The 25,759-nt window shown below is 70.8% G+C and carries 20 protein-coding genes; 11 read left to right on the forward strand and 9 right to left on the reverse strand.

Annotation, left to right across the window (positions count from 1 at the left end):
* Positions 1 to 21: 21 nt before the first annotated feature.
* From WMF42_RS06255 to WMF42_RS06270, 4 genes are all read right to left on the reverse strand, one after another.
* On the reverse strand, positions 22 to 5,574 hold the full coding sequence (locus WMF42_RS06255; protein WP_437690846.1) for an AAA family ATPase: 5,553 nt from the start codon (positions 5,572 to 5,574) through the stop codon (positions 22 to 24).
* Between the two features lie 483 nt (positions 5,575 to 6,057).
* Positions 6,058 to 7,158, reverse strand: coding sequence for an LLM class flavin-dependent oxidoreductase (locus WMF42_RS06260; protein WP_437690848.1), 1,101 nt, complete (start codon positions 7,156 to 7,158; stop codon positions 6,058 to 6,060).
* A gap of 208 nt (positions 7,159 to 7,366) precedes the next feature.
* Entirely contained in the window at positions 7,367 to 8,365 is a 999-nt protein-coding gene (locus WMF42_RS06265) for an N-acetyltransferase family protein (protein ID WP_437690850.1), read from the reverse strand.
* 97 nt (positions 8,366 to 8,462) lie between these two features.
* Complete coding sequence (locus WMF42_RS06270) at positions 8,463 to 10,313, reverse strand: hypothetical protein (RefSeq protein WP_437690852.1); 1,851 nt, start codon at positions 10,311 to 10,313, stop codon at positions 8,463 to 8,465.
* Between the two features lie 390 nt (positions 10,314 to 10,703).
* Here WMF42_RS06270 and WMF42_RS06275 point away from each other — a divergent pair, with 390 nt between their 5' ends.
* From WMF42_RS06275 to WMF42_RS06300, 6 genes are all read left to right on the forward strand, one after another.
* The gene (locus tag WMF42_RS06275) at positions 10,704 to 11,051 is read left to right on the forward strand and encodes a polyhydroxyalkanoic acid system family protein (RefSeq protein WP_061605582.1); all 348 of its coding nucleotides are present in this window, start codon (positions 10,704 to 10,706) and stop codon (positions 11,049 to 11,051) included.
* A gap of 12 nt (positions 11,052 to 11,063) precedes the next feature.
* On the forward strand, positions 11,064 to 12,428 hold the full coding sequence (locus WMF42_RS06280) for a DNA topoisomerase IB (protein WP_437690854.1): 1,365 nt from the start codon (positions 11,064 to 11,066) through the stop codon (positions 12,426 to 12,428).
* A 289-nt stretch (positions 12,429 to 12,717) separates the two neighbouring features.
* Positions 12,718 to 13,200, forward strand: coding sequence for a hypothetical protein (locus WMF42_RS06285; RefSeq protein ID WP_437690856.1), 483 nt, complete (start codon positions 12,718 to 12,720; stop codon positions 13,198 to 13,200).
* 481 nt (positions 13,201 to 13,681) lie between these two features.
* Positions 13,682 to 14,161, forward strand: coding sequence for a DUF2383 domain-containing protein (locus WMF42_RS06290; RefSeq protein ID WP_061605581.1), 480 nt, complete (start codon positions 13,682 to 13,684; stop codon positions 14,159 to 14,161).
* Between the two features lie 58 nt (positions 14,162 to 14,219).
* Positions 14,220 to 14,441: an addiction module protein gene (locus WMF42_RS06295; protein ID WP_437690858.1), complete on the forward strand. Its 222-nt coding sequence runs from the start codon at positions 14,220 to 14,222 to the stop codon at positions 14,439 to 14,441.
* Positions 14,438 to 14,731 (forward strand): type II toxin-antitoxin system RelE/ParE family toxin, encoded by a 294-nt coding sequence (locus tag WMF42_RS06300; protein WP_437690860.1) that lies wholly within the window; start codon positions 14,438 to 14,440, stop codon positions 14,729 to 14,731. The genes WMF42_RS06295 and WMF42_RS06300 overlap by 4 nt, the downstream gene beginning before the upstream one ends.
* A 38-nt stretch (positions 14,732 to 14,769) precedes the next feature.
* Here WMF42_RS06300 and WMF42_RS06305 read toward each other — a convergent pair whose 3' ends face one another.
* The 5 genes from WMF42_RS06305 to WMF42_RS06325 form a co-directional block, all read right to left on the reverse strand.
* Positions 14,770 to 15,936 (reverse strand): acyl-CoA dehydrogenase, encoded by a 1,167-nt coding sequence (locus WMF42_RS06305; protein ID WP_081426085.1) that lies wholly within the window; start codon positions 15,934 to 15,936, stop codon positions 14,770 to 14,772.
* Positions 15,937 to 16,060: 124 nt separating this feature from the next.
* Positions 16,061 to 17,146: a class I SAM-dependent methyltransferase gene (locus WMF42_RS06310; RefSeq protein WP_437690863.1), complete on the reverse strand. Its 1,086-nt coding sequence runs from the start codon at positions 17,144 to 17,146 to the stop codon at positions 16,061 to 16,063.
* 32 nt (positions 17,147 to 17,178) lie between these two features.
* Complete coding sequence (locus tag WMF42_RS06315; RefSeq protein ID WP_061605578.1) at positions 17,179 to 17,382, reverse strand: hypothetical protein; 204 nt, start codon at positions 17,380 to 17,382, stop codon at positions 17,179 to 17,181.
* Positions 17,383 to 17,409: 27 nt separating this feature from the next.
* Positions 17,410 to 18,597 (reverse strand): iron-containing alcohol dehydrogenase, encoded by a 1,188-nt coding sequence (locus WMF42_RS06320; protein WP_155797965.1) that lies wholly within the window; start codon positions 18,595 to 18,597, stop codon positions 17,410 to 17,412.
* A gap of 1 nt (position 18,598) precedes the next feature.
* Positions 18,599 to 18,916: a putative quinol monooxygenase gene (locus tag WMF42_RS06325; protein ID WP_061605576.1), complete on the reverse strand. Its 318-nt coding sequence runs from the start codon at positions 18,914 to 18,916 to the stop codon at positions 18,599 to 18,601.
* Between the two features lie 228 nt (positions 18,917 to 19,144).
* Between WMF42_RS06325 and WMF42_RS06330 the strand changes: the two genes are divergently transcribed.
* The 5 genes from WMF42_RS06330 to WMF42_RS06350 all read left to right on the forward strand — a co-directional run bounded on the left by WMF42_RS06330 (position 19,145) and on the right by WMF42_RS06350 (position 25,565).
* Positions 19,145 to 20,332: a hypothetical protein gene (locus tag WMF42_RS06330; RefSeq protein ID WP_061605575.1), complete on the forward strand. Its 1,188-nt coding sequence runs from the start codon at positions 19,145 to 19,147 to the stop codon at positions 20,330 to 20,332.
* 11 nt (positions 20,333 to 20,343) lie between these two features.
* On the forward strand, positions 20,344 to 20,997 hold the full coding sequence (locus WMF42_RS06335; protein ID WP_437690866.1) for a hypothetical protein: 654 nt from the start codon (positions 20,344 to 20,346) through the stop codon (positions 20,995 to 20,997).
* Between the two features lie 149 nt (positions 20,998 to 21,146).
* Entirely contained in the window at positions 21,147 to 23,102 is a 1,956-nt protein-coding gene (locus tag WMF42_RS06340; protein ID WP_437690868.1) for an ATP-binding protein, read from the forward strand.
* 230 nt (positions 23,103 to 23,332) lie between these two features.
* Positions 23,333 to 23,716: a response regulator gene (locus tag WMF42_RS06345; RefSeq protein ID WP_061605572.1), complete on the forward strand. Its 384-nt coding sequence runs from the start codon at positions 23,333 to 23,335 to the stop codon at positions 23,714 to 23,716.
* Between the two features lie 559 nt (positions 23,717 to 24,275).
* Positions 24,276 to 25,565 (forward strand): ABC transporter substrate-binding protein, encoded by a 1,290-nt coding sequence (locus WMF42_RS06350; protein WP_061605571.1) that lies wholly within the window; start codon positions 24,276 to 24,278, stop codon positions 25,563 to 25,565.
* Positions 25,566 to 25,759 lie beyond the last annotated feature (194 nt).

Raw genomic sequence — 25,759 nt, forward strand, 5'->3', positions numbered from 1 at the left:
CGAAGCCGATCGAGGCGACCGCTACGACGACAGATCCCCCGCGCGCTCGGTCGAGAGCGGCAGCTCGACGCAGAAGGTCGAGCCCCGGCCGACCTCGCTCGACACGCGGATCCGGCCGCCGTGCGCCTCGACGATGGTGCGGGCGATGTAGAGGCCGAGCCCGAGTCCCCCGAAATGCCTCGACGAGACGCCGCGGCGAAATCGTTCGAAGAGCTGCGCCTGCACTTCGGCCGGGATCCCGATCCCACGGTCGGTCACCGAGAGCCGCGCGACCCGATCTTCCCGGGTGATGGCGATGTCGATCGGCCGGCGTTCCCCGAACTTGATCGCGTTGGTGAGGAGGTTGGTCACGACCTCCTCCAGGCGGTGCGGGTCCCACCGGCCGATGACCGGCTGCTCCGCGCGCACGGCGACCGCGCTGCCTGACTGCGCGATCTGATGGCCGAGGAGGGCGACGACCTCGTCCACGAGCGCGCGCAGATCGACGGGCGCTGTGTACAGCTCGAGCCTCCCCGCCTGGATCCGGGAGACGTCGAGGAGCATATCGATGAGGTCGGTGAGGCGCTTGACCTGGCGGTCAGAGAGGGCGACCGCGGATCGCACGCGCTCGACGTCCATGCCCCGCGCGAGCCTTTGCCCCAGCGATTGAATGGCGAGCTGCAGGCTGGTGAGCGGGGTGCGGAGCTCGTGCGAGGCGATGGAAAGGAACTCGTCCCGCAGGTGCACGGCCTCCTCCGCTGCCGTGCGCGCCCGCCGCTCGTCCAGGAGGAGCTGATCGCGCTGCTGCTCGGCGCGTACGCGCGCGGTGATGTCGCGGAAGCTCCAGACCCGCCCGACCACGCGCCCGCCGATGCGCTGGGGCTGCGAATAACGCTCGAAGACGCGCCCGTCCGCGAACGGGATGGTATCGAACCTGGACTCCTCGGGCGAGGCATAGAGAGCGCGGATCGATTGCAGGAACGCCTCGGGATCGAGGACCTGATCGCAGACGAACGTACTGAACGTGTCGCCCGACCCGGTGGAGAGGATCTCGTCCGGGATGCGCCACATCGCCGCGAACCTGTGATTTTGACGCACGACGCGCTGCTCGTCGTCGACGACGAGGATGCCGTCCGCCGTCGATTCGAGCGTGGCCTCGAGGAGCGAGTAGGAATGGCGGAGCACCTCCTCGGCGCGCCGTCGCTCCGCGTTCTCCTGCTGCAGATCCGCATAGAGGCGCGCATTCTCGATGGAGCTGGCCGCCTGGGCCGAAAGGAGCCGGATCACCTCGACGCGATCGGGGGTGAAGGCAGAGCGGGTGAGGTCGTTTTCGAGATAGATCACGCCGGCGAGGCGGCCCTTGTAGACGATGGGCGCGGCGAGCGAGGAGCGCGGCGCACCGCCGGCGAAGCAGGGATCGCGCCCGAACGGCCCGTCGCTCGCGAGGTCGCCGAGCAGGACGGTCTCGCGCGTCCGCGCCACGTACGTGACGACGCTGGCCGGCAGGTCCTTGCGGCCCTCGAGGGGCGCCGCGCCGAGCACGTGGACCGACGCATCCCGGATGTGGTGCTCGGCCTCGACGACGAGCCGTCCGTCACGCAGGAGCAGCAGGACGCCGCGTCGCGCGCCGGCGTTCTCGACCATGATGCGCATGAACGCGTCGAGCAGGCGGTCGAGGACGATCTCGCCCGAGATGGCCTGGGAGGCTTTGAGCACCGAGCCGAGGTCGAGCGCGGCGCCGGCCTGCGGGCTCCTCTCGCCGCCGGGGCTCTCGCCCGGGACGAGGTCGGGGTACGCGCGCTCGAGGCGCCGCATCGCCTCCGTCGCGCCCCAGCGGCCGTACGCCCTGTGCGCCTTGGTCAGGTAGGCGCCGGCGATGGTCTCCTTGCCGAGCGCGCGGAAGCAGCGGCCCGCGAGCTCGTTGCCGAGCGCCTCGTCGTGGAGATAGCCGCCGCGCTGCGCGAGCGCGATCGCCTCGTCGTAGCGGTCCCCGGCGGCGCGCGCGTCGCCGCGGGCGCGCTCGAGCTCGGCGAGGAGGAGGGCGCGGCGGTGCGCCAGGTTCTCCGGGCAGAGGTCCGCCCAGCGCGAGAGTTTTTCCGCGAAGACCTCGGCGCGGGCGAGGAAGAGCGCGCGCTCCTCGGGGGAGACGACGTCCGCCGCCTGCGTGAACGCGATGCCTGCGTAGCAATGGAACGCGGGGTTGCCATGCCAGGCCGCCACGGCCGGGATCTCGATGTTCGGCAAGAGCGCAGCGCGCGCCGCTTCCTCGAACGCCCCCTGGAAGACGCAGAGGACGACGATGTAGAAGTGGGCGAAGAAGAACGAGGCCTGGTTGTCGATGCGGCGGGACTCCTCGATCACCTCGTCGATATCGATCCACGCCCCCTTGAGCGTGGCGGGGCGCTCGGTCTCGACCGAGAGCTGGTGCGCGATCTGTCCGACCGCGCCGACCATCCAGGTGATGGCGTTGAACTCGTCGAGCTTGCGCATCGGCTGGTAGCTCTGCGCCTCGGCGAGGAGGTCGGAGAGCGGGATGCCGCGCAGGAGGCTGTTCGTGATGCCATTGACCGTGTTGTAGAACGACCAGATGTACTGGCCCGTTTCGAGCCCGGCGTGCACCCCGGCGACCAGCGACGCCTTGCAGGTGGCGTAGCCCTCTCGCCAATGCTGCACGAAGGCGCCCCACATGTTGCGGAGCATCGCCTCGGACTTCTTGTCCGTGTAGCAGTCCGCGAGGTCGACGGCGGCGCGGCCGAAGCGGTAGCCGAGCGCGATGTCGCCGCGGGCGCAGAGGAGCATCCCGAAGTTCATGCAGCCGAAGATCGAGTTCTTCGAGAGCCCGTGGCGCAGCGTGTTCTCGAGGATCTGTGCGACCGTGATGCCGAGGTTGTTCGTGGCCAGGAAGTAGCAGGGGAGAAAGAGCTCCTGGAGCACGTCCTGCATGGCGAGGATCTCCGGGTCCGCGAGCGGCGGCAGGCCTGGCAGCGCCTCGATCGTCCTCTCCCTGACGAGATCCATCGTCGCCCGCACCTGGGCGTCGAGCATGACGTCGTCCGGGAAGGGAGGCAGGTCGATCCCGAAGGGGCGCAGGGCCTCGAGCCCCTCCGCGAGCGCGGCTGGCAGGTCGTTCTTGAGCACCTGCACGTTCATCTTGAGCCGCAGCACCTCGGTGCGATCGAGCCGGTTCGCGGCCCGCTCCAGGCCATCGGAGAGGATCCCGAGGGCGTCGTCATGCCGGCCGCAGAGCGAGAGCATCAGGGCGGTTCTCTTCGCGTACTCGAGGCGGAGCGGGTACTGTGACGCCCAGGCGTCCTCCGGAAGGCGCAGGAGGCCGAACTGCAGGTAGCGCAGCGCGGCGCCGAAGGCGGCCGAGTCCTCGGCGCGGCATGCGGCCTCGAGGCTCATGCGGGCGAGGTGCAGGCGCTCCGCCGGGTCCGACACGAGGTCGCCTGCGCTGTTCAGGTGGCCGACGACGTCGAAGAGGCTCTGGCTCTCCGAGAGGTCTAGCTTGCCCGCGAGCAGCCGGCCGATCCGGAGGTGGAAGGCGGGGCGGTCCGCCTCCGGGATCATCGCGTAGGCGCCCTCCTGGACCTTGTCATGGGCGAAGCGGTAGCCGCCGCGCCCGGCGATCACGAGCCCCTCGCTCACGGCGAGATCGAGGCGGGCGTACGCGTCTTCCGGCGAGCACTCGCTCACCACGGCGAGCGCGTCGAGGTCGAACCGGTTGCCGATCGCCGCGGCGAGGTTGAGCACCTTCACCGTCGCCGGCGGCAGGCGCGCGATGGTGCGCACCATGAGGTCTGCGACGTTGTCCGTGTACCGGAGCGCGTCGATCGCGGCGAGGTCCCAGCGCCAGCCTGTTCCGGCTGCGTACGCGAGGACGCCGTGGTCGTGCAGCGACCGGACGAACTCCTTGACGAAGAACGGGTTGCCGCCGGTCTTCTTCTGCACCGCATCGGCGAGCGGCCCACAGCCGCTGCGCTTGAGGCTATCCGAGAGCATCTCGATCAGGTGCGGGCGCGCGAGCGGGGCGAGGACGATGTGGCGCACGACGAGCCCGGCTTGCTCGAGTTCCTCGATCGCCAGGACGAACGGGTGCCCGGGCGATACCTCGTTGTCACGGTAAGCGCCGCAGAAAAAGAGCGCATCGAGCGAGTCGTCGGCGAGCAGCGCGCGGAGCAGCACGAGGCTCGCGGGGTCGATCCACTGAAGATCGTCGAGGAACAGGACGAGCGGGTGCGTGCGCCGCGCGCACACCGAGACGAACAGCAAGAAGCACCGGTTCAGGCGGTTTTGCGCCTCGATCGGGCCGAGCGCCGTGACGGGCGGCTGCGGGCCGATCACGTGGGAGAGCGATGGGATGACGTCGCAGACGACCTGCGCGTTCGGCCCGAGCGCCTCGAGGAGCGCGCTCCGAAAGCCGAGGATGCGCGCATCGCTCTCGGCGAGGATCTGCCGCACGAGGCCGTCGAACGCCTGGATCACCGCGCTGTAGGGGGCGCCGCGGTTGTATTGGTCGTATTTGCCGCTCGTGAAATAGCCCTTCTGCCGCGCGAGTGGCTTCAAGATCTCGTGCACGAGCGAGGACTTCCCGATCCCCGAGTAGCCGGAGACGATGACGATCTCACGGCTGCCCTCGAGCGCGCGCTCGAACGCGGCGGTGAGCGCCTCGATGTCATGCTCGCGGCCGTAGAGCTTCTGGTGGAGCCGGAAGAGGTCCTGACGATCGCGCTGGCCCGCGACGAAGGGCTCGATCGTCCCCGTGCCTCGCAGGGCCTTGCGGCAGCGCTCAAGGTCGGCGAGCAGGCCCTCGGCGCTCTGGTAACGCTCCTCGGCGTTCTTCTCGAGCAGCTTGAGCACGACGTTGGAAACGGCTTCGGGGATGGTCGGATCGACGCGGGACGGCGGCGCGGGCGCGAGGGCGAGGTGCGCGTGAATGAGCTCCATCGGGTCCAGGGCCTCGAAGGGGCGCTGACCCGTGAGCATCTGGTACAGGATGACGCCGAGCGCGTAGAGGTCGGTCCGGTAGTCGACGCCGCGGTTCATGCGGCCTGTCTGCTCTGGGGAGACGTAGGGCAGCACCTCGGCGATGACCGCCGGCGCGTAGAGCCGTTCGTGCGCGCGGGTGATCTCGGCGTCGACGCCCAAGCCATTGATCTTGACCGCGCCGCGCGCGCCGACGAGCACGTTCTGTGGGCGCAGATCGCGGTGGACGAGCCCGGCCGCGTGCACCGCGGCGAGGCCTTCTGCGAGCGCGGCCGCGAGATCGAGCGCCTCGCCGACCGGCATCCTGCGTGACGGGCGCGCGGCGAGGATCCGCGCGAGATCGCGGCCCGGGAAGTCCTCGAGGACGACGATCAAGGAGCCGGCGAGCGCCTCGACGCCGCGCAGCGCGACGAGGCGGGGCGAGGCGAGGCGCGCGACGCGCTCGTACTGGTGCTTGAAGCGCGCGATCTCGGCGCCTGTCGACCTATCCGCGCGCAGGATTTTCAGCAAGACCGGGACGCTGTCGCCCTCGCGGCATGCGCGGTACAGGGTGAAATCGGCGGTTTCCTCGATCTTCTCGCGGAGCAGGTAGCCTCTCTCGACGATCATCGCAAACCTTGCTCGCTCGCCCGTTGAGGCGACGCACTGCGGCCAGCTAATTTTATATCTCAAAGGGTGTGACTTGGCACCGGGGGAGTTTGGACCACGCCCAGCTCGTGCGACTCCTCGGTGTGCAGGCGCGTGTGCAGGCGCGTGAGGTCGTCAGGACACTCCGAACGCCGCCCTGGAGTCCGTGCGCTCGGCGCACCCCTCGGCGGCCAGCGAACAGCAACAGGGCGTCGAGGAAGTCGAGGATGAGGTCGCGATCGAAGTCTGTAACCGAGAGCGCGCATGGCTCACGCCTCGTCCGTTCGGCAACGTCGCGCACGAGTAGCCGCAATGCGTCCTGGTAGCTCGTGACGGTCGCAGGACTGGCATTGCGTTGCTCTACGAGTCGGCGCCGGAAGGAAGAAGGACTCCAGGAGCTGCGCGAGCGTCCGCAGGGGGCGCCGTCGCGTCGAGCTTCCTGCGGAAGAACGGCCGGGGCGGGGCTCAGCCGGCCCGGCGGACGCCCATCTCGACCAGGCGGGGCAGGACCTCGTCCCTGAAGTACGGGAGCTCGCCGGCGAAGTCGATGAAGCTGATGGCCAGCCCGCGGACGCCCAGGTCGCGGATGCGCCGGAGCTCCTCGGCGACGTCGCCCGGATCGCCGACGACCGGGTAGTGCCCGTACCCGCTGGCGAACCGGCCCCGGAACGCGGCGTAGAACTCCGGGGTGAAGGAGTGGCAATTCACCCCGAGCTGCCGCATGGCGTTGTCGATCGCGACCTCGTCCGCCATCTCGCGCGACACGTGCTCGTGGTACTCCACGGCTTCCTTGCGGGTCGGACGGCAGACGATGAACGCCCCGGTGTAGACGTCCACGTGGCGATCCGCGTTCCAGGCGGCCTCCTTCACCTTCGCCACCTCGTCCCGGCACGCCTCCGGCGCGGTGAGGATGGTGAACAGCAGATCGCAGTGGCCGATCGCGAAGCTCCGGCCCGCGCGCGAGGCGCCCGCGCTCATCAGGGTGACCTTGCCGCCGCGCGGCTTCGGATCCCCGACCACGCCGCGCAGGTTGAAGAACCTGCCCTCGTGGTGGAACGGCCTGTCCTGGGACCATACCTCGAGCATCACCTCGAGCCACTCCTTCGTGTACTCGTAACGCTCGTCGTGCTCGCGCTGCGCGATGCCGAACATGTCGGCCTCTTCGCGGTGCCAGCCGCTGACGATGTTGAGGCCCACGCGCCCCTCCCCGATCTGGTCCATCGTGGCGAGCTGCTTCGCCGCGACCAGCGGGTGCGTGAAGGGCGTGTGCACCGTGGTGAACAGCTTGATCCGCCTCGTGATCGCGAGCAGGCTCGCGGTCCAGGCGATCGCATCGAAGGTGACGCCCAGGGGGTCGGACTCGCCTCCGTGCCCCCTCCAGCGCGCCAGAGGGATGTGGAAGTCCAGGCCCGCCGCCTCGGCCGCGAGCACCAGATCACGGTTGTTCTCCCAGGTTGGATGCCACCTGCCGGGCACCTTCGACATCGACGTGCCCGTGCTGTTGGCGCCGAATAGACCGAGCTCCAGATGACCGCTTCGACCCGCCGCGCTGGTTGTCTGTTGCATGTCCATCACCTCGGAGACCATGGTCTCACGGTGTGTCATGGCATAAATCAAAACCAGCTCTTCGTTCGCGGGTGTCAGCGATGATGAATAATTCTATCCGGAGGGACCGAGTGCACTGATGTGTGCTTCGCTGGACGGTGTCAGCGATGATGAACAATTCTGCCTGGAGAGGCCGAGCGCGCTGGCCAGCTCCGGAGAGGCGACGTCCTCAGCCTGCAAGATTCCACGACGTCCGCCTCTCGAAGACGACGAGACCCCCGCGCCGCACGAACCCGAGCTCCTCGTTCAGCGCGAGCATCCCCGGGTTGTTCGACTCGACAGCCGTCGCGATCCGCGAATACCCCCGCCGCCGCGCGAGATCGATCGTGGCCAGCTTGAGCGCCCTCGCCACCCCGCGGCCGCGGCTCGCCGCCGCCACCCCGGTGAACAGGTGGTCGAGGCGCGCGGGGTCGTCCTCGCTCCAGTGCAGGATGCAGAGCCCGACGTACCTGTCGCCGTCCCGCGCGACGAAGCACGCCTCGGGCAGCGACGTCGGCGACCGCTCCAGGTACGCCGCGAACGCGTCCGCCGGGAGCTCCGGGTCGAGGTGGTTCGGCAGCGGCACCTCCCGGTTCACGGCGAGGTAGAGCGCGTGCAGCTCCGCGAGCCACCCGGGCCGGCGCGCCCGCTCCTCGGAGAGCGGCGCGATCGCGACGCCCGGCGCCGCGCGTCCCCCGGGGCGCCCCGCGCCCGGCCGCGCGAGGTCGAGCTCGAAATCCCAGCTCCGGAACAGCTCCTGGAAGCCGAGCCGCGCGGCGAGCGCGAGCATCTCCGGCTGCGTCTCGCGCGCCATGGCGCGGAGCTCCCGGGCGCCGAGGCGCGCGAGGTCGCGCTCCATCGCCGCGAACAGCCGCGCGCCGATGCCGCGGCGGCGGTGGCCCGGAGCGCACCGCGCCGCGCACCAGAACCGCGCGGGGTGGTGCTCCCACGGGACGTGGAAGCCGTGCGCATACCCCACGATCTCCCCCGTCGCGACGACCTCGGCCACATGGCGGCAGAGGGCGTGGCCGCGCCGCGCGAGCAGCTCGTCGAGCTCGCGCAGCGCGCCCGCCGAGCGCGGCTCGATGTCGTGCCGCTCCTCGCGCGGGACCGCGGCGTTGATGCGCGCCACCGCCTCCCGGTCAGCGTCGGTCGGCCGGGCCGCGCGGATCTGGACGGCGGGCGTCATCCGTCGAGGATAGCGACCGTCGGCCTCGACAGGAGGGGATTCTGCCGGCCGCGCCGCCGGAGCGAGGCGGCCCTGTCGCCTGCCCGGAACCGCCGGATCACTTGCCCAGCGCGGCGATCCTCTCGTTCACCCAGTCGTCGCCCACGAGCGGGTGCACGCCGGCGCCGTCCTGCGCGAGGTCGATGCCCACCGACAGGGGCCCGCTCGTCACGAGGAACGCGCCCCGGGGGTCCCGTCCGTCGGACTTCGTGAGCCGCCCGCGGATCGCGAGGTTGCCCCCCTGCGCCTCCAGCAGCCTGAAATCGACGTCGCTCGCCTTGCGGCTGACCGTCGCGGACGCCTTGAGCCCCTCCATGGTGAGGAGCCCCGTGGCCCACCCGGGGATGGCGTCCTCCGCGTCGAGCAGCTCCACGGCCGGCCGCGCGTCCTTGCACTCGAGCCGGATCGCCGCCTCCATCAGGCCTCGTCCCACCTTCGCCTTGTCGATGTCGATGCGCGCCCACCAGTCCGGCCACGCCTCGCCCTTGTGCTCGACAGCGAGGTCCTTGATCTCGATACGGCTCTTGCGGAACGTGGCCGCCGGGTTCAGGACGCTGGCCGCGTCGAGCGCGATGCGCGCCTCCGCGTCGCCCTTCACTGTCGTCTCCTTCCACCGCAGCGCCCCCTGCTTCATCAGGAGGCTCAGCACGCCCGACCCGCGCCCCAGCGGGTCGACCTCGAGGCTGCTCCGCATGAACGCGGCGCCGCCCGTGAACCGCGGCGCGTCCGGCGCGGCGCCGTCCGCGTTGAGCCAGCGCAGGTCCGGGATCGCCGCGGCGACGACATCCACCTTCGACGAGAACCCCGGCGGGAGCCTCATGAGGTGGAGCTCCGGCGCGTCGAAGACGGCGCTCGCCCGCTCCACCACGATGGGCGGCAGCCCCTTGCCGGGGCGCTCGAGCGTCGCGCGGGGCACCTGCACCTCGAGGCGCGCCTCGCCGCGCTCGCCGACGCGGAGGTCCACGCCCGCCTCGACGGCCGCGCGCAGCGACGAGGCCGCGGCCACGAGGTGGCTCGTCGCGTACGAGGCGGAGCTGCCCGGCTCGACCTTCCCCCGGTTGATGACGAGGTTCGTCCGGAGCTCTCCGCTCCCGTCCTCCACCCGCGGCTCGGCGTCCTCGCCCGTGAGGAAGCGGATGAAATCGAGCCCGGGGAGGGCGACGTCGAGGCGGACGCGCGCCCAGGTGGTGTCGGAGATGTCGAGCCCTTCGATCTCCCGCGGATCGAAGGTGCTCATGGTCACGTCGAGGTCGCCGTCGACCCGCGCGACAACGCGATCGGCGAGGTGGACGTCGCCCGAGCGGAGCTCCATCGCGAGCGGCCCGACACGGACGGAGCGGAGCGGCTTGTAATAGAATCCTCCCCGGACGCGGCCGCCGCCGGCATAACGAACTTGCTGGATCCAGACCTCCTTGAGCGTCGTGTCCACGCCCTCGAGGTGGACCGTCCAGAGGTTGTACCCCTCGTCCGAGTTCTCGAGATCCCGCTGCGGCGGCAGCGCCGGCTTGAGCGGCGGGTTCGCGAAATTCGGGATGGGGGGCAGCGCCTCGATGTGCGGCGCTTCGAGATCGCGCTCGCTCGTCGGATCCACGAGCAGCCGCATCCGGAACACGAAGCCCTCGGCGCGGATGTCCTCGGCGGTGAACTTCTTCCGGAGCAGATCGGTCAGGTGGATGTCCGCGTCCACCTCGTCGAGCAGCACCGCCCACTGCAGCAAGCTGTCCGACCCGCTGAGCTGGAGATCCTCGACGTGCACGACACCAGGCCAGAGGCTCCAGGCCGACTCGTACTGCAGCGACGCGTCGATCGGGTTGTAGCTGATGAGCCGCGCCATCAGCTTCGTGCTCAGCATGACATTGATGATCACGACGTAGCCGAGCCAGAGCGCGACAGGCAGGATCAACAGCACCTTCAGCGCCTTGCTTGCCCGTGGCCCGAGCCATCCCCTGATGCCGGGCGATGACTTCAGCGCTCTTGCTACGTGCATGATCGCGTGGAACGCACGCGGCGTGCCGCCGAGCTGACCCGTGGCGAGCGCCGCTGTACCGGGGGCCGCCGTAGCGATCTGCCTCGCTTGTGGCGAAGCTCGCCAGGCGCGCGGCGCGCGACACGACGAGGAGCGCGCGGTGCTCCGCGATCTGCCCGGGATCGGGTGGGGGAGCCGCGCCGTCGGGGGCGGCCGCCGCCGCGGCGCCCGGCGGGCACCCCCCTTGCTAACCCTGGCGACCGCTGCGCTGCCGAGCCTGTCGCACAGCAGCCCCCGCTGGATGCTTGTCCCAGCGATCACCCGAGGTCATCCATGAAGCACACTGTCCATCACGACCTGAACGACGAAGAAGCGAAGACGGCAGTCCTGCGGGCGCTGGCGCGGTATCGTGACCGGTACGTGGAGTACTCCCCCTCCATGCTCTGGAGCGACGATCGGAGCGCGGATCTCGGGTTCTCCTTCAAGGGGTACAAGGTGACGGGGCGCCTCGAGCTCCGTCCCAGCGCCGTCGATCTCGACGTCGACGTGCCGCTCGCGCTGCGCATGTTCAAGCGGATGGCGATCGCGGCGATCGACGAGGAGGTGCGGCGGTACCTCGGCGAGGCGCACCGCCAGCGCGCGCTGAGCGCCCCGGCTGCGGTCGCGGAGGACGCCGTCTGAGCTCGTGACGTCATGCAGAGCTCCAGCGCCACAACCCCCCGATCCAGGCGCCGCTCGCGGAGCGCTCCGCGGCGCGAGCGGCGCTCCGCGCCGAGCGGCGTCGTCCGCCGGCGCCGCGTGACCCTGGCGATCGACGCCGTCGAGACGGTCGACTACCCGCGCGCGGTCGACGACCCGCGCGCGGTCGCCGCGGCGGCGCCGCTCACCCCGTCGCCGATCGAGTCGGCCAGGTCGGCGGGCCTCCGGTACGTCAACGACGATGAGCCGGGCATCTCCAGGCGCAAGGCGGGCAAGGGCTTCAAGTACCTCGACGCCGAGGGGCGCCCCGTGAAGGACGAGGAGACGCTCGCGCGCGTCCGCCGCCTCGCGATCCCGCCCGCGTGGACCGAGGTGTGGATCTGCCAGAACGAGCGCGGGCACATCCAGGCCACCGGCCGGGACGCGCGTGGCCGGAAGCAGTACCGGTATCACCCGCGCTGGCGCGAGGTCCGCGACGAGACGAAATACGACCGGATGCTCGCGTTCGGCGCGGCGCTCCCGGCGATCCGCGCGGCGACGGAGCGCGACCTCGCGCTGCCGGGGCTGCCGCGCGAGAAGGTGCTGGCGACCGTGGTGCGCCTGCTCGACGAGACCTCGATCCGCATCGGGAACGACGAGTATGCGCGCGACAACAACTCGTATGGTCTCACAACGCTCCACGACGAGCACGTCGAGATCCAGGGCGATCGCATCAGGTTCCACTTCCGGGGCAAGAGCGGCAAGGAGCACGAGATGACGGTGCGCGACAGGCGGCTCGCGCGCGTCGTGAAGCGCTGCCAGGACGTGCCCGGTCACGAGCTGTTCCAGTACATCGACGACGACGGCTGTCGGCAGCGGATCCACTCCGACGACGTGAACGAGTACCTGCGCGCGATCGCGGGGCAGGAGTTCACGGCGAAGGATTTCCGCACGTGGACCGGCACGGTGCTGTGCGCGTCCTTCTTCTGCGAGATGGAGGTCGCGACAACGGCCCGCCAGATGAAGAAGTGCGTGGCGCAGGTGATCGACATGGTGTCCGCCCGCCTCGGGAACACGCGCGCCGTGTGCCAGCGCTGCTATGTCCACCCCGCTGTGATCCGCGCCTACACCGAGGGCGCCCTGCAGGCCTTGCTCGAGGCGGAGCAGGCCGTCATGGACGAAGCGCTCGCGGCGCTCCGGCCCGAGGAGGCCACGATGCTGCGGATCGTCCGCGGCTTCAGCGAGCGCGACGCGGTGCCGCTCGCGAGCCAGCTCCGCGAGAGCGTGCGGGCCGCCGCCAAGGCGCGGCGCGCCGGCGGTGCGCGGCGCGGCGTGAAGAGCGCCGAGCGGTCCAGCAAAGCGCGGCGCGCCGCGGCCTGAGCCGCCGCGCCGGAATCCCTGCCACACCCTGCGCTCTGGCCGTCCCCGGCGTACGACGCTGCCGTCCCCAGGTCCTGACGAGATCGACGTGTCTCTCCGTCACAGCGCGCCCATGGCGCTGTGGCGTTGTGCCCCGGACGCGGCAGGGCCGTCGTGGGTTCGCGAACAGTTTCGCAGACTTGCGCGAAGGTCGCGCCCGGTACGCTTCGTGTTCTTCGGGATCTCCGAAGAGCGGCGCGAACCCTCAGCCAAGGAGATCTGCATGGCGAGCCAGAGGTTGATCACCGGGATGGTGCGTACACGTGTCGAGGCCGAGGACGCCATCCGGCGGATCCTGGACAGCGGGCACGCGCGCCGAGACATCTGCCTCATCGTGAGCGAGGCGGCCAGGCGCCAGCATTTCTCGCGCTCGCGCGTCCAGGGCGCGGCCGTTCACGGCCAGGCGCTCAGCTCGATCCTTGGCGCGGCGGGCGCTGGTCTCGTGGTCCCCGGCCTGCGGCTCGCGGTGGCGGGCCCCCTCGCCGTGCAGCTCGCGGACGCGAGCTCGGCGAGCACGATGGCCAGCCTGAGCAGCGTGCTCATCGACGCCGGCATCCCCGAGCAGCGCGCCCCGGAGGCCGAGCGCCGCCTCAAGGAGGGCGCGATGCTCATCGGCGTGCTGGCGCGCGACGACGCCGACGCCGCGGCGCTGCAAGCCATCCTGCGCGACGTCGGCAGCGGAGAGTCCTGCGGGACCAGCAAGGGCGCGCGCGTCTTCGCCTCCCTCGTCTAGGACATCGAACAGGTCGAAACCCCGAGAAAATGAACCACAGAGGCGCAGAGGGCAAACACAAGAAAAACTCTGTGCCCTCCATGTCTATATGGTTCAAATTTCTTCATTTCGGGGTGTTTCGAGCTGATCGGCGTCCTGGACCGGCGCGCCGCGCCTCGGACGGAGACGCTACGCTCCTGACGTATCTGAAACGCTGATCGGGCGGAATCTGCTTCGACAGCGCCAGATGAGCCCGCTCGGGATTTACGGAGGTTCCGGATGGGTGGAACGGGGCTTGAATGATATCCATGGAGATCAGCCGAGGCTGACTCGGCGTGTGGCAAGGTTGTACCCCTGAGGCAAGAGGGTCGTGCGATCTCCGCTGTGAGGCGATGGTTGGCGCTTTCGCTCACAGGTTGGCGTGGACGGCCCGCGCGGAGGCCGCTGCTCGGGAGGTAAGGAGGAAGGGAACGGCGTTCACAGACACCTCAGGAGGGTCCCCATGGAACCGATCGCATTCGCAGACGAGAGCGTGGGCCTGGACGGTTTGATCGACGACGATTCGATCGAGCAGCTCAAATCGTTCTGCCGCGGCGAGATCTCCGCGGTCGAGACCTACCGTCACGCCATCGCCGCCGCGGGCGGCGGGTGGGTGGCCGAGCACCTCCGGCTCAACCTGGCGTCGCACGAGGCGCGGGTGAAGCTGCTGCGCCGCCGGATCGAGGAGCTCGGGGGCGATCCGCCGGAGAGCTCGGGCCCGTGGGGCGCGTTCGCCAAGGCGGTCGAGCGGGCTGCGGTGGCGCTCGGCTACAAGACGGCGCTCTCGGTGCTGGCGGAGGGAGAGGGCCATGGCCTCAAGGACTACCGGAACGACATCGAGGAGCTCGACACCGAGTCGCACGTCCTGGTGCGGGACGTGATCCTGCCGCAGCAGGTGTCGACGCTCCGGTGGATGACGAACATCAAGCGGCAGATCCCGTGACGCGGGGTGGTCCAGGCGGATTGTTCCTGCGGGCGCCGCGTGCGATACTACCGGACGTATGGCCAAGGCCGCGCTGGACATCACCCGACTGAGCCGGGACGAGCAGCTCGATCTTCTCGATGAGCTATGGGCGAGCCTCGGGCGCGATCCCGATGCGCTGCCCCTCAGCGACCCGCAAAGGGCCGAGCTCGATCGGCGCCTCGATGAGCTCGAGGCCGAGGGGCCGGTAGGACTCACCTGGGATGAGGTCGTCGCCCAGGCGCGCGCTCGATCCCGGTGAGACGGTATCTCGTTCGGCCCGCTGCCGCGGCCGACATCGCGCGGGCATACGCCTGGTACGAGCGGGAGCGCGAGGGGCTGGGGGAGGAGTTCCTGACGGAGGTTCGCGCCGCAATGCAGGCGGTCGTCGAAGTCCCCACGGCCTATGCCGTCCTGCACCGCCAGACACGCCGGGCGCTCGTCCGTCGCTTTCCCTACGGGCTGTTCTTCCGCCTGATGGATGACATGGTCATCTTCGTCGCGTGCTTTCACACGCGTCGAAGACCCGAGTCATGGAAGGGGAGACGCTGAGGGCAGCGCGGTCGCTGCCCCGCCTCGGATACCCCCGCTCACCCCTTCACATCGTACTCCGCCTGGAGGAGCTTCGCGATCGTCGAGAGCTGCATGTTCGACGTCCCCTCGTAGATCTTCCCGATCTTCGCGTCGCGGTAGAGCTTCTCGACCGGATAATCCCTGGTGAAGCCGACGCCGCCCATGAACTCGATCGACAGCGACGCCGTCCGCTCGGCCACCTCGGACGCGAACAGCTTCGCCATCGCGGCCTCCTTCACGAACGGCTGGCCCGCGTCCTTGAGCCGCGCGGCGTTGTAGACAAGGAGCCGCGCGGCCTCGATCTCCATCGCCACGCGCGCATACTGGAACTGCACGCCCTGGAAGCTCGCGATCGACTGGCCGAACTGCTTCCGCTCGCCCATGTAGCGCATCGCGTGCTCGAACGCGCCGGCCGCCAGGCCGAGCATCTGCGCGCCGATGCCGATCCGACCCTCGTTGAGCGTCTCGATCGCGATCTTGTAGCCCTTGCCGACCTCGCCGAGCACGTTGCCCTCCGGCACCTCGCAGTCCTCCAGGACGAGCTCGCACGTGCTGGAGGCGCGGATCCCGAGCTTGTTCTCCTTCTTGCCCACCGAGAACCCGGGGAAAGAGCGCTCGACAACGAACGCCGTGATGCCCTTGTAGCCCTTCGACGGATCGATGTTCGCGAACACAAGGAACAGCGAGCTCTCGTTCGCGTTCGTGATCCAGAGCTTGCGGCCGTTCAAGACCCAGCGGTCGCCCTTGCGCTCGGCCCGGGCCGCGAGCGCGAACGCGTCCGAGCCGGAGCCCGCCTCGCTCAGCGCATACGAGCCGACCCACTCCCGGCTCAGCCGCGGAAGGTAGCTCTCCTTCTGCGCCTCGCTGCCCCAGCGGAGGAGCGCATTGGCCACCAGGGTGTTCTGCACGTCGATGAGCACGCTGACGCTCGGGTCGACAACGGCGAGCGCCTCGACCGCGAGGATCGCGTTGAAGAAGCTCGCGCCCGAGCCCCCGTACGCCTCCGGGATCTCGATGCCCATCAGGCCGAGATCGAAGAGCGGGGGCAGCAGATCGCGGTCGAGCGCGCCCTGCTCGTCCATCGCCGCCGCGCGCGGCGCGACGCGCTTCCGGGCGAAATCAAGCACCGAGTCGCGGAAGAGGCGCTCCTCGTCGGAGAGCTGGGTGAGCGGAGGCTGGGACACGATGGTTTCTCCTTGTGGGCCCATGGCGCGGCGCGCCGTCGGGGAGCCCCACTATGCACCGCGAGGACCGCAGGCGGAAGGCGTTCAAGCACGCCCGCGCGCCGCGCGCCGCGCGCGGGCCGCCTCAGCCGCCGACGTCGCGCCTGCGGCAGCGGAGCAGCGTGTGGGCGAGGCCGAGGTTGTCGATCTCCGCGTCGATGGTGAGCCCGGCCTCGTCGATGCAGCGCTTGATGTCGGCGGCGCTGTACATGCGGCTGTTCCCGTTCGCGAGGCACGTGAAATACAGGGAAGAGCCGTGCAGGCAGTGGACCGCCACCTCGTTGGCCTGCCGATCCCAGAACGTGTCCAGGATCCAGAGCACCGTCCCGTCCCCCATGGCGGCGCGGGCCCGCCGGAGGATCTGGACGATGTCCGCCTCGGAGAAGCACACGAGGAACTGGCTCATCCAGATGGCGTCGAAGCCCGTCGGGAACGCCCGGCCGTGATCCAGGAAGTCGATCGGCGTGCCCATGATCCGGCCGAGCAGCCCGTGCTGCTCCACGTTGACCCGGGCGTCCTCGAGCTGGCCGGGCAGGTCGAGGAGGGTGACCCGCACGTCGGGGTCGTGCGTACAGCACTGGATCGCCCAGCGCCCCGTGTTGCCGCCGATGTCGAGCAGCGTCCTCGGCCGCCGCTCGAACACCGCGGGCAGCGCCTCGGGGAACGCCGAGTCGGAGTAGAGGTGATCGAAGGCAAACCAGCTCTCCCTCACCTGCGGCGGGAGCGCGGGGAGCGCCTCGTAGACCGTCGGCCACTCGCCAAAGACCTTCAGTCCCGCCGGCTTGCCCTCGTCGATCGCCTCGTCGAGATGGCGCATGCCCTCGTAACAAACGTCATGGATGAAATCCATGTTGATACGGGTCATCCGGTCGTTCTCGACGATGAGCCCGACCCGCGTGATCGTGTAGCGCTCTCCGCGCGCGCCGGCGCACTCCACCAGGCCGAAGCTCAGGCTCGCCTCCAGCAAGGTCTTGGCCGCATACGCGGAGAGGCCCGTGTCCTGGGCCACCTCGGCCGGGGTCCTGCCGCTCCTGCCGGCGCGCTGCAGCGCCTTGAGGACGCCGCGGTTCCGCATGACCCGCGCCACCTGGAACATGACAGGCGCAAACGCGATGCGCTGGGCAGCGAGCATGGCGTCGAGGGTGGGATTCGGGGCGGGATCGTTCTTCATCGAGCTCCGGTCGTCGGGGGGTGTTGTGGAGGCTAGCGAGCGCCCTCGCGCTGGAGGAGCAGGGCGAAGCCGCCCAGGCCCGCGAGCAGCGCGCACTCTGCCCGACCCTCCTCGGCCAGCGAAAGCCCCATCACGCCGCAGAGCAGGCCGAACGCGAGGGTCGCCACGCCGAGCCTGCGCTCGTCGGTCGGCCGGGCGGGCGGGCGGGGCGGTCTCGTGCGGTAGGGGCTCGCCACCGCGGAATCATACCACCGGCGCCGCGATCACAAGGACGCCGCCGCGATCTCGGTGAGCTCGTCGTCGGTGAGCGGCAGCGGGTTCGCCTTCATGCTGCTCGCCGCCCTGGCCTTCGCGACGAGCGCCGGGAGGTCGGCCTCGCTCGCGCCGTAGCGGCGGAGCCCGGGGACCGCGAGGTCGCGGCAGAGCTCGCGCACCCAGGCGATGCCCTCCTCGGGGGCGGCCCCGGCGCGGCCGGTCACGAGTGCGGCGATCTCGTCGAAGCGCGGCAGCGCGGGGTGATCGGGGCCGCGCGCGCGCAGCGCCCGCAGGTTGACCTCGAGGACGGCCGGGAGGAGCGCGGCGCACACGGCGCCGTGGGGCGCGTCGAACATGCCCCCGACAGGCGCGGCGAAGCCGTGGACCGCCCCGAGGCCGGCGTTCGCCAGGCAGAGGCCGCCGAGCAGGCTGGCCGCCGCGAGGTCGTCGCGCGCGGGCGCGTCGGGGCCCTCGAGGACCGCGCGGCGGAGCGAGCGCGCCGAGCGGCGGATGCCCTCGCGCGCGAGGCCGTCGGTGAGCGGGTTGCTCCGGATCGAGAGGAGCGGCTCGATGAGCTGCGAGAGCGCGTCGAGCCCGCTCGAGGCGAGCACCTCGGGCGGCGCGCCAGCGAGCAGGTCGGGGTCGACCACCGCGAGGCGCGGCAGCATGTGCGGGCTGCGCAGGCTCGCCTTCACGCGGGCCTCCTTCGAGGCGAGCACCGCGTTGCGCGTCACCTCCGAGCCGGTGCCCGCTGTCGTGGGGATCGCGACGAACGGCACCGACGGCAGGGAAAGCGCTTTCCCGAGGCCGACCACCTCGAGGTAGTCGAGCGGGTCGCCGCCGTTCGCGAGGAGCGCGGCGATCGCCTTGCCGGCGTCGATCGCGCTGCCGCCCCCGAGGGCCACCACGACGTCGCACCGCTCGGCGGCGCCCCGGGCCGTGCCCTCGCGCGCGAGCTCGACCGTGGGCTCGCCCGCGACGGCGAAGGTCACCGCGCCGACGTCCGCCGCCGCGAGCGCGGCGAGGAGCGGCGCGGCGCGGCCCTGGCGCTGCCCGGTGACGACGAGCGCGCGCGTCCCGCCGAGGCCCTTCACGGCCGCGGGCACCTCGGAGAGCTTGCCGGCGCCGAAGACGATGCGCGTCGCGGTGGCGAACTCGAAGGCGAGCGCGTGGAGCGCGTTGACAGGCGGCGCCACGTCAATACCCCGCGTCGTCGGGGGAGACATTGACGTATTTCCGGCTGGTCCGCGGCTCGGCCATCATGTCTGCGACGGTGTCCCGCCACCGCTTGTAATGCTCCGTTTCCTTGTGCGCGGCCGGCGCCTCCTTGTTCCTGTAGACCTCGACGAGCACGAAGCGCGTGGGGTCGTCGAGGTCCTGGCCGACGTCGAACCGGGCGATTCCGGGCTCCTTGACGCTCTCGCGCGCGTTCTCGATCGTCGCCTGGCGGAACGCGTCGACGCGCTCGGGTTTGACATGCACGTGGACATGCACGATGAGCAGGCTGTTGGGCATGGGCGCAAGCTAGCGCGGTCGCGCGGCGGCCGGAACCCGGGACGTGACCGGCGCCTGTCCGCGCGAGGGCCGGTCGCGCGCCGCGGACGCGCCCTCCGGCGGGGCGCCTCCTCCCCTGCGACGACTCCCGACTTGGCCCGGCCGGCTCCGACGTTACGATCCCCGTGAATCGGCGGGGGGGCTCGGCGGGGGCCGAGTCCATGAGCGCCGGGAGCGAGGAAGGTCGATATGGCGGATCCGACCACGGAGAGCCCGCAGCCCGAAGCTGCGCCCGATGCGGCGCAGTCCATCGCGCTGCATTCCATCGAGTTCAGGTCCGATCACGGTCTCCTGAAGGACTGCAAAGGGGAGAGCGGCTGGAGGAACGCGGGCGACCCGTGCCCGCGGCCCGAGTGGACGTCGAAGGTCGCAGCGCCGGTGTCGATCTCGATGGGCAGGAGCCTCGTCATCCGCGTCGGCCTGGAGTCGAGGGGCGGCGCGTCCAGCGCGGGGCCGACCTCGATCCGCGCCGTCGGGCCGGCGGGGCTCACGTTCGAGAGCCGCAGCCTCGCGCCGGGCGGGGGGCCGCTCGATCTCGTCTCGTCGCGGAAGCTCGCGAGGCGGATCCAGAAGTTCACCCTGAACCTGTCCTGGTCGGCGGGCGGGGGAGCCCCGGTGTCGCCCTCCCGGACATCGAACCTTGTCTATGTCACGATGGGGAGGCCCCAGACCGACAAACAGCACATCTGGCAGGAAGACGGGGTGACCCTGAAGCGGATGGACAGGGCGGTATCGTGGATCGAGCCGCTCAACACGCTGGATCCCCACGAGATCGTGAACGGGCTGCTCGCTAGATTCCCGATCTACACGCTCCAGCCGAGCCCCAGGGTGCCCCGGCAATACCACCACCCGACGTACCTGAACAGCGAGGGAGGGGCCTGGGCGATGACCGATTACGTGCAAGAGACCGGCGAGTGCCAGGCCATCGTCCGGCTCGTCCGCGGCATGCTGCGGCAGCTCGGGATCCCGGGGCGGACGCGCATGATCGTTGTGTGGGGCGATCCGAACGTGGACGGTGGGCGCAGGACGCTCTCGGCCGACCTGGAGCAGCGCCCGTGGGCGGGGCTCGACGTGACGAGGACCGTGGGCGACCGCGTGTGGCGCGCGGCGCTCGTCGACGGTCCGGTCGAGGAGGGGAGGACCTATCCGGCCTCGCACACGCGCCTGCCCGACGGGACGCTCAGCCCGGGGCTCAACCGGTACGAGGCGGCCCTCGAGTTCTCGCACGGCGGCCGGACGCGGTACTACGCGGGGGGCGCCGGGGTGTTCGACAGCGTGGAGCCGATCCTCGGCGTGTTCTGGGGGCTCATCTGGTTCAGCTCGGCGCCGAACGACGGGTACCGCGTCGAGAAGATCGTGACGATCTACAGGCGTTAGGGAGGTGGGTGATGAACGGGAAAGACGCTCTCGGGCAGGACATCGACGCGCGGATCGCGGCGTGGCTCTCGGCCGTGGCGCGCGTGACCCCGGACGGGTTCACGCCCGTCGCGCGGTTCGACGACGTGCCGGACCAGGCGCGCGCCGACTCGTACTACTGGTGCGACTCGATCTTCAGGAGCGAGGTCAACCCGCACAACGAGGCCGTGGGGGCGCGGCACGCGCTCCACGCGGCCACGGACGACACGCCCGACCTGCTCCGCCACGAGCTCGCCGCGGGGGGGCTGGAGCTCACAGTGACCGAGGGGCGCAACTTCGTCCTCGTCCAGGTGGAGCGCTCCTGCCTCGACATCCTCTCGCTGTGCGGGCCGGACCGCGCCGCCGCCGCGCGCCGCGTGGCCGAGGCGATCTTCAACACGGGGATCGCGTCGAACACCGTGGGCGTCCCGTCGCCCTCGGACGCGGTGGTCTGTCCGGTCCCCGACGAGGCGCCGGACCTGGAGGAGGGGACGACTGTCTCGAGCAACCCGGCGGTGGACCCGGACCTCCTCGCCTGCTGGAAAGACCGCACGGAGTGCGGTGTTCGAGGCGGAAGGCTCTACTTCCTCTGCTACAAGAAATCGTCCCAGCGCGCGGGGTTCGCGAACGCCTGCCAGTGGTTCTGAGGAGGGGGGCGGCCCCAGGTTCGACGGCCAGGGCGGTGACCGGAGGACCGGGGTCGGGTGAGCCGGGAGGGTAGGCGAGGGGACGGAGGAGGGGAGGAGAGGGCTGCGCCGGTATTGCGTCTGCGCGCCGCGCGCGGGATGTTGCGCGGGTGGCGGGATCACATCGGCCCAGGATCTTGGTCTTCCCCGGCGGCTCGGCGGACGCTGCGCTGGCGGCCGCCGGGGCGCGCGGCCACGCCGCGGTCCCGGCGCGGGACGTCGAGGCCGGGCTGGACCTCCTGGCGACCCAGCCGTTCGACGTGGCCGTCGTCGGGGCCGACGGGCCGCTCGGCGAGGCGCTGGCGCTGTGCCGGCGGCTGCGCGCGGCCCCGGGGGGCGATCGCGTGGCCGTTGTCGCCATCGCCGGGGACGCGGCCGCGACAGTGGCCCTGCTCGAGGCGGGCGCCACGGTCGTGGCGGCGGCGGACGAGCTGTCGATCGCGATCCAGCTCGACGCGGCGTCGTGGTGGGTGCGGCGGCCGGCCGCGCGCGCGGCCGACAGGGCGCCCGCGGAGCGCGCGCTGCTCGAGCGCGCCGGGCGCTCGTTCCGCGACGGATCCGCGGAGGTGATCGGCCTCTTCGTCTGGGACGTCGCGGGGCGCATCCTCGACGCGAACGACGCGTTCCTCCGCATGGTCGGCCGCGCGCGCGAGGACGTCGAGGCGGGCCGGCTGAACTGGGTTGCGCTGACGCCGCCCGAGCTCCGCGCCGCGGACGAGCGCGCGCTCTCGGAGGTCCGGAAGCACGGCATCTGCCCGCCGTTCGAGAAGGAGTTCCTCCACCACGACGGCCGGCGCCTGCCCGTCCTCATCGCCCCCGCCCTTGTCGAGGGGGCCCGGGATCGCGGCGTCTGCTTCGTCCTCGACTTGACGGCGCGCCGGGCCGCCGAGGGCGCGCTCCGCGCGAGCGAGGAGCGCCTGCGGCTCGTTGTGCGCGCGACGAGCGACGCCTTCTGGGACTGGGATCTCTCGTCGGGGCGCGTCACCGGGAGCGAGCGCATGCGGAGCTTCTACGGCACGGGCGGCGCCGACATCGAGGAGGACGCGGCGTGGTGGTTCGAGCGCGTCCACCCCGAGGACCGCGACCGCGTGATGAACGCGCTGCGGCGCGCGATCGAGGGCAAGGCGAGCACGTTCGAGCTCTGGTACCGGTGCCTGCTCGCGGACGGCAGCTACGCCGACGTCCAGGACCGGGGCATCGTCCTGCGCGACGGGGCCGGCAAGGCGTACCGGATGCTCGGGGCCGTTTCCGACGTCACCGAGCGCCGGCAGATGGAGACGCGGCTCTTGCTCGCCGATCGCATGGCGTCGCTCGGCACGCTCGCCGCCGGGGTGGCGCACGAGATCAACAACCCCCTCGCGTACATGGTCACGAACGTCGATTTCGCGCGCAAGGAGCTCCGCGCCAGGGGCGCCGCCGCGCGCGCCGACGCGCTCATCGCGGCGCTCGACGAGGCAGCGGAGGGCGGGGCGCGGGTCCGGCACATCGTGAGCGGCCTGAAGACGTTCTCGCGCGCGGACGACGGCGCGCTCGGCCCGGTGGAGGTCGACCGCGTGATCCAGCTCGTCCTGCGCATGGCGCAGCAGCAGATCCGCAGCAAGGCGCGGCTCGTCCTGGAGCTCGGCCCGGTGCCGCCCGTCCACGCGAACGAGGCGCAGCTCGGCCAGGTGATCCTGAACCTGCTCGTGAACGCCGCCCAGGCGCTGCCGGACGGGAACGAGGGCGAGAACGAGATCCGGATCACCACCGCCGCCGCGCCGCCCGGCCGCGTGCGCATCGAGGTGCGCGACACAGGGCCGGGGATCGCGCCGGAGCTCCGGCGCCGCATCTTCGACCCGTTCTTCACGACGAAGCCCATCGGCGAGGGGACGGGGCTCGGCCTGGCGATCTGCCACGGCATCGTGGCGAGCTTCGGGGGCGAGATCGGGGTCGAGAGCGAGGTGGGCCGCGGCGCGTGCTTCCGCGTGCTCCTGCCCGTCTGGCGCGAGGGCGCCGGCGCCGCGGACGAGCGCGAGGGAGCGCCGGGCGACCCGCTCGACGAGTACCCCGAGGAGGCCGCGCAGTAGGCGTGGCGCCCGCCTCAGGCGGACAGGCGCGGGCCGGCCGCCCCCTCCGCCGCCGGCGTCCGGGCGGGCCGGCGGATCGGCCGCTTGCGCGCGCGGCTGCGCGCGCCCAAGGTGCCGCACGGGCCCGTGACGCTCGATCGATCAGGGCCGAGAGCGGGGGCAGTTCAGCGGGGCCGCGGATCAGCGGGAGGGAGCGCGCCGCGCGGCGCGGTCGGTCGTGAGGTTCGAGCATGGGTGAGAAAACGGGTCGCATCCTGGTCGTCGAGGACGATCTGGACATCAGGAGCATCCTGTCGCAGCTCCTCGTGTTCGAGGGCTACGATGTCGAGGAGGCGGCGGACGGCGCCGAGGCGCTCGCGCTGCTGCGGCGCGACAAGCCGCCCGCGCTGATCCTGCTCGACCTGATGATGCCGGTCATGGATGGCTGGCAGCTCCGGGCCGAGCTCCAGCGCGATCCGGCGCTCTCGTCGATCCCGGTGGTGATCGTGTCCGCCGACGTGCGGGCCGAGCAGGAGGCGTCGCGGCTCCGCGTCGCGGGCCTGCTGAAGAAGCCGCTCCAGATCGAGCCGCTGCTCGATCTGGTCCACCGAATCTGCGGGGCGCCGGGGCGCTGAGCGCGCGGCGGCGCCGCCCCGTGGGGATGTGACGACAGGCCGGTTTGTCCTGTTGAATCTTCCGAAGAATTTGAGGGATTCCTCGGGCAGCTCACCCCATCAAGGCAACGTACGAGACGGGTCGCTGGCTGACGTGCCGAGCTGGCCGGCGCGCTGGAAGGCCCGCGAGGGGGCCGCGCTGCGGCGACAGGAGCGCGCCTGTGCGCTCCTGGGAGCGCAGGTCGTCGGGGAGCACATCTTCGTACTCAGGGGTCGCTTCATGATCGCGATCCTGCTCACCTCCCGGCCTGGAGGTCGCGACGTGCTCTGCAGGAACAACGGCTCCAGACGGATGCTGGTCGTGTGGCCTGTATTGCATGATGCCATGAACTTTCATCGATGTGCTCCGCTCCGATCCTCGTTGTTTGCTGCCATGCCCTCTTGACGATCGGTCCTCGATGGGATGTCATCCGCGCTGGGATCAAAGATGTCTTGCAGGAGGCCCGCGGCGTCGCATCGCCGCCATCGAAACGGCAGTTGTCCCGCGCATCTCGGGCGGCGCACGGGCTGTAGGGAGGCCGTGTTGCTCGCGGGGCTCGCGTCCCTGCTCTCGACGTCCTGCGCGCAGACAGCGCCCGATCACCCCGAGGACGCCGTCGTCCTCGGGGCCCTCCTGCCGTTCTCTGGCAGCGAGTCGGCCGTCGGCCGCAACCTCGAGCAGGCGATGCTGCTCGCTGTCGACGACCTGAACGCCGCGGGCGGGCTCGACGGGAGGCCGTTCCACCTGCGGAGCCGCGACAGCCACTCGAGCGCGGAGCGCGGGCTCGAACAGCTCATCGAGCTGCTCTACACGGATCGTGTCGCCTACCTGATCGGACCCGAGGAGAACGATATCGCCCGTGGGATCGCGACGGACGTGAAGGGGCTCGACGTGTTTCACATGCTGCCGGGGTACGCCGCGCCCTCGGTCGCGCGCAGCGAGGCGAAGGGGGGCTGGATGCGGCTCGCCCCCTCCTCGTTCGAGGTCGGCTGCGCGCTGGCGAAGATCGCCGTTCGCGAGGAGATCGACACTGCGAACACCCTCGCCGCGCGGGACGACTACAACACGAGCGTCAGCAGCAGCTTCACCACCCAGTTTGCGGCGCTCGGGGGCAGACCCCTGCCCTCCGTGACGTTCATGTCGGGCGAGCACACGTACACGAAGAAGATCACGACGGCCTTCGGTTCACGCGCCGGCCGCACGCTCCTGGCCGCCAACCCGGCCACCGCCTCGACGATCGTGACCGAATGGGCGGTCTCCGGGAGCCCGGGCACCTGGCTCCTCGGCCCCGCGCTGCGCACGGAGGTGCTCCTCGCCAACATCCCGACAGGCTCCCTCGACGGGTACCTCGGGGTCTCGCCCTCGCTCAGCCTGCGGAGCGAGTGCCAGGTCATGGACGAAGCCGAGGAGTCGCTCGGCTGCACGACCGGGAACGCCGCCGCGTTCATCGACCACTTCTCGCGCCGGTGGGGCGGCGAGGCGCCGCTGCCCGCGGCGCACTTCTACTACGACGGTGTCGTCCTGATCGCGATGGGCCTCGCGTACGCCCAGGCGACGAGCGGCACGGTCCCTTCGTCCGGACATGAGCTGCGGAAGATCATCCGCGAGCTCAACCAGCAGGGCAACGAGGCGGCCTCATGGCGAGATCTGAACGCGGCGATGACGAGGCTCCGCGCGGGGATCCGCCTGCGGTATGTCGGGGCAGCCGCCGAATACGAGTTCGATGCGTACGGGGCGAGCGTGCACCATTTCATGCAGAAATGGACGATCGACGGTGACAGGTTCGTCGATGTCGCCCCCGTCGCGGTGACGTGCGAGCCCAGGAAGTGAGCCCGCTGCCAGCATGACTTTCGCGCGGGGGTACCGCGCGTGGCGCGCAGCGCCATGGCTGGAGCTGGAGCTCAGGTGGTCGACGCAGCGATCCGCTCCACCGACGTGCGTCCCCCTTGACGATCGGTCCTCGATGCGATGTCATCGGCTGGAGGGTCAAGCATCGACCTCAGGGGGCCCTGCCGCCTTGCATT

The sequence above is a fragment of the Sorangium sp. So ce176 genome, from assembly GCF_051519835.1.
In the GTDB taxonomy this organism is placed as follows: domain Bacteria; phylum Myxococcota_A; class Polyangia; order Polyangiales; family Polyangiaceae; genus Sorangium; species Sorangium cellulosum_G.

Coding starts and splice junctions, on each gene's coding strand:
- WMF42_RS06275 (WP_061605582.1), top strand. CDS start 10,704: ATGAAGCACACTGTCCATCACGACCTGAACGACGAAGAAGCGAAGACG.
- WMF42_RS06325 (WP_061605576.1), bottom strand. CDS start 18,916: ATGCCCAACAGCCTGCTCATCGTGCATGTCCACGTGCATGTCAAACCC.
- WMF42_RS06295 (WP_437690858.1), top strand. CDS start 14,220: ATGGCCAAGGCCGCGCTGGACATCACCCGACTGAGCCGGGACGAGCAG.
- WMF42_RS06280 (WP_437690854.1), top strand. CDS start 11,064: ATGCAGAGCTCCAGCGCCACAACCCCCCGATCCAGGCGCCGCTCGCGG.
- WMF42_RS06260 (WP_437690848.1), bottom strand. CDS start 7,158: ATGCAACAGACAACCAGCGCGGCGGGTCGAAGCGGTCATCTGGAGCTC.
- WMF42_RS06335 (WP_437690866.1), top strand. CDS start 20,344: ATGAACGGGAAAGACGCTCTCGGGCAGGACATCGACGCGCGGATCGCG.
- WMF42_RS06345 (WP_061605572.1), top strand. CDS start 23,333: ATGGGTGAGAAAACGGGTCGCATCCTGGTCGTCGAGGACGATCTGGAC.
- WMF42_RS06330 (WP_061605575.1), top strand. CDS start 19,145: ATGGCGGATCCGACCACGGAGAGCCCGCAGCCCGAAGCTGCGCCCGAT.
- WMF42_RS06310 (WP_437690863.1), bottom strand. CDS start 17,146: ATGAAGAACGATCCCGCCCCGAATCCCACCCTCGACGCCATGCTCGCT.
- WMF42_RS06285 (WP_437690856.1), top strand. CDS start 12,718: ATGGTGCGTACACGTGTCGAGGCCGAGGACGCCATCCGGCGGATCCTG.
- WMF42_RS06255 (WP_437690846.1), bottom strand. CDS start 5,574: ATGATCGTCGAGAGAGGCTACCTGCTCCGCGAGAAGATCGAGGAAACC.
- WMF42_RS06290 (WP_061605581.1), top strand. CDS start 13,682: ATGGAACCGATCGCATTCGCAGACGAGAGCGTGGGCCTGGACGGTTTG.
- WMF42_RS06265 (WP_437690850.1), bottom strand. CDS start 8,365: ATGACGCCCGCCGTCCAGATCCGCGCGGCCCGGCCGACCGACGCTGAC.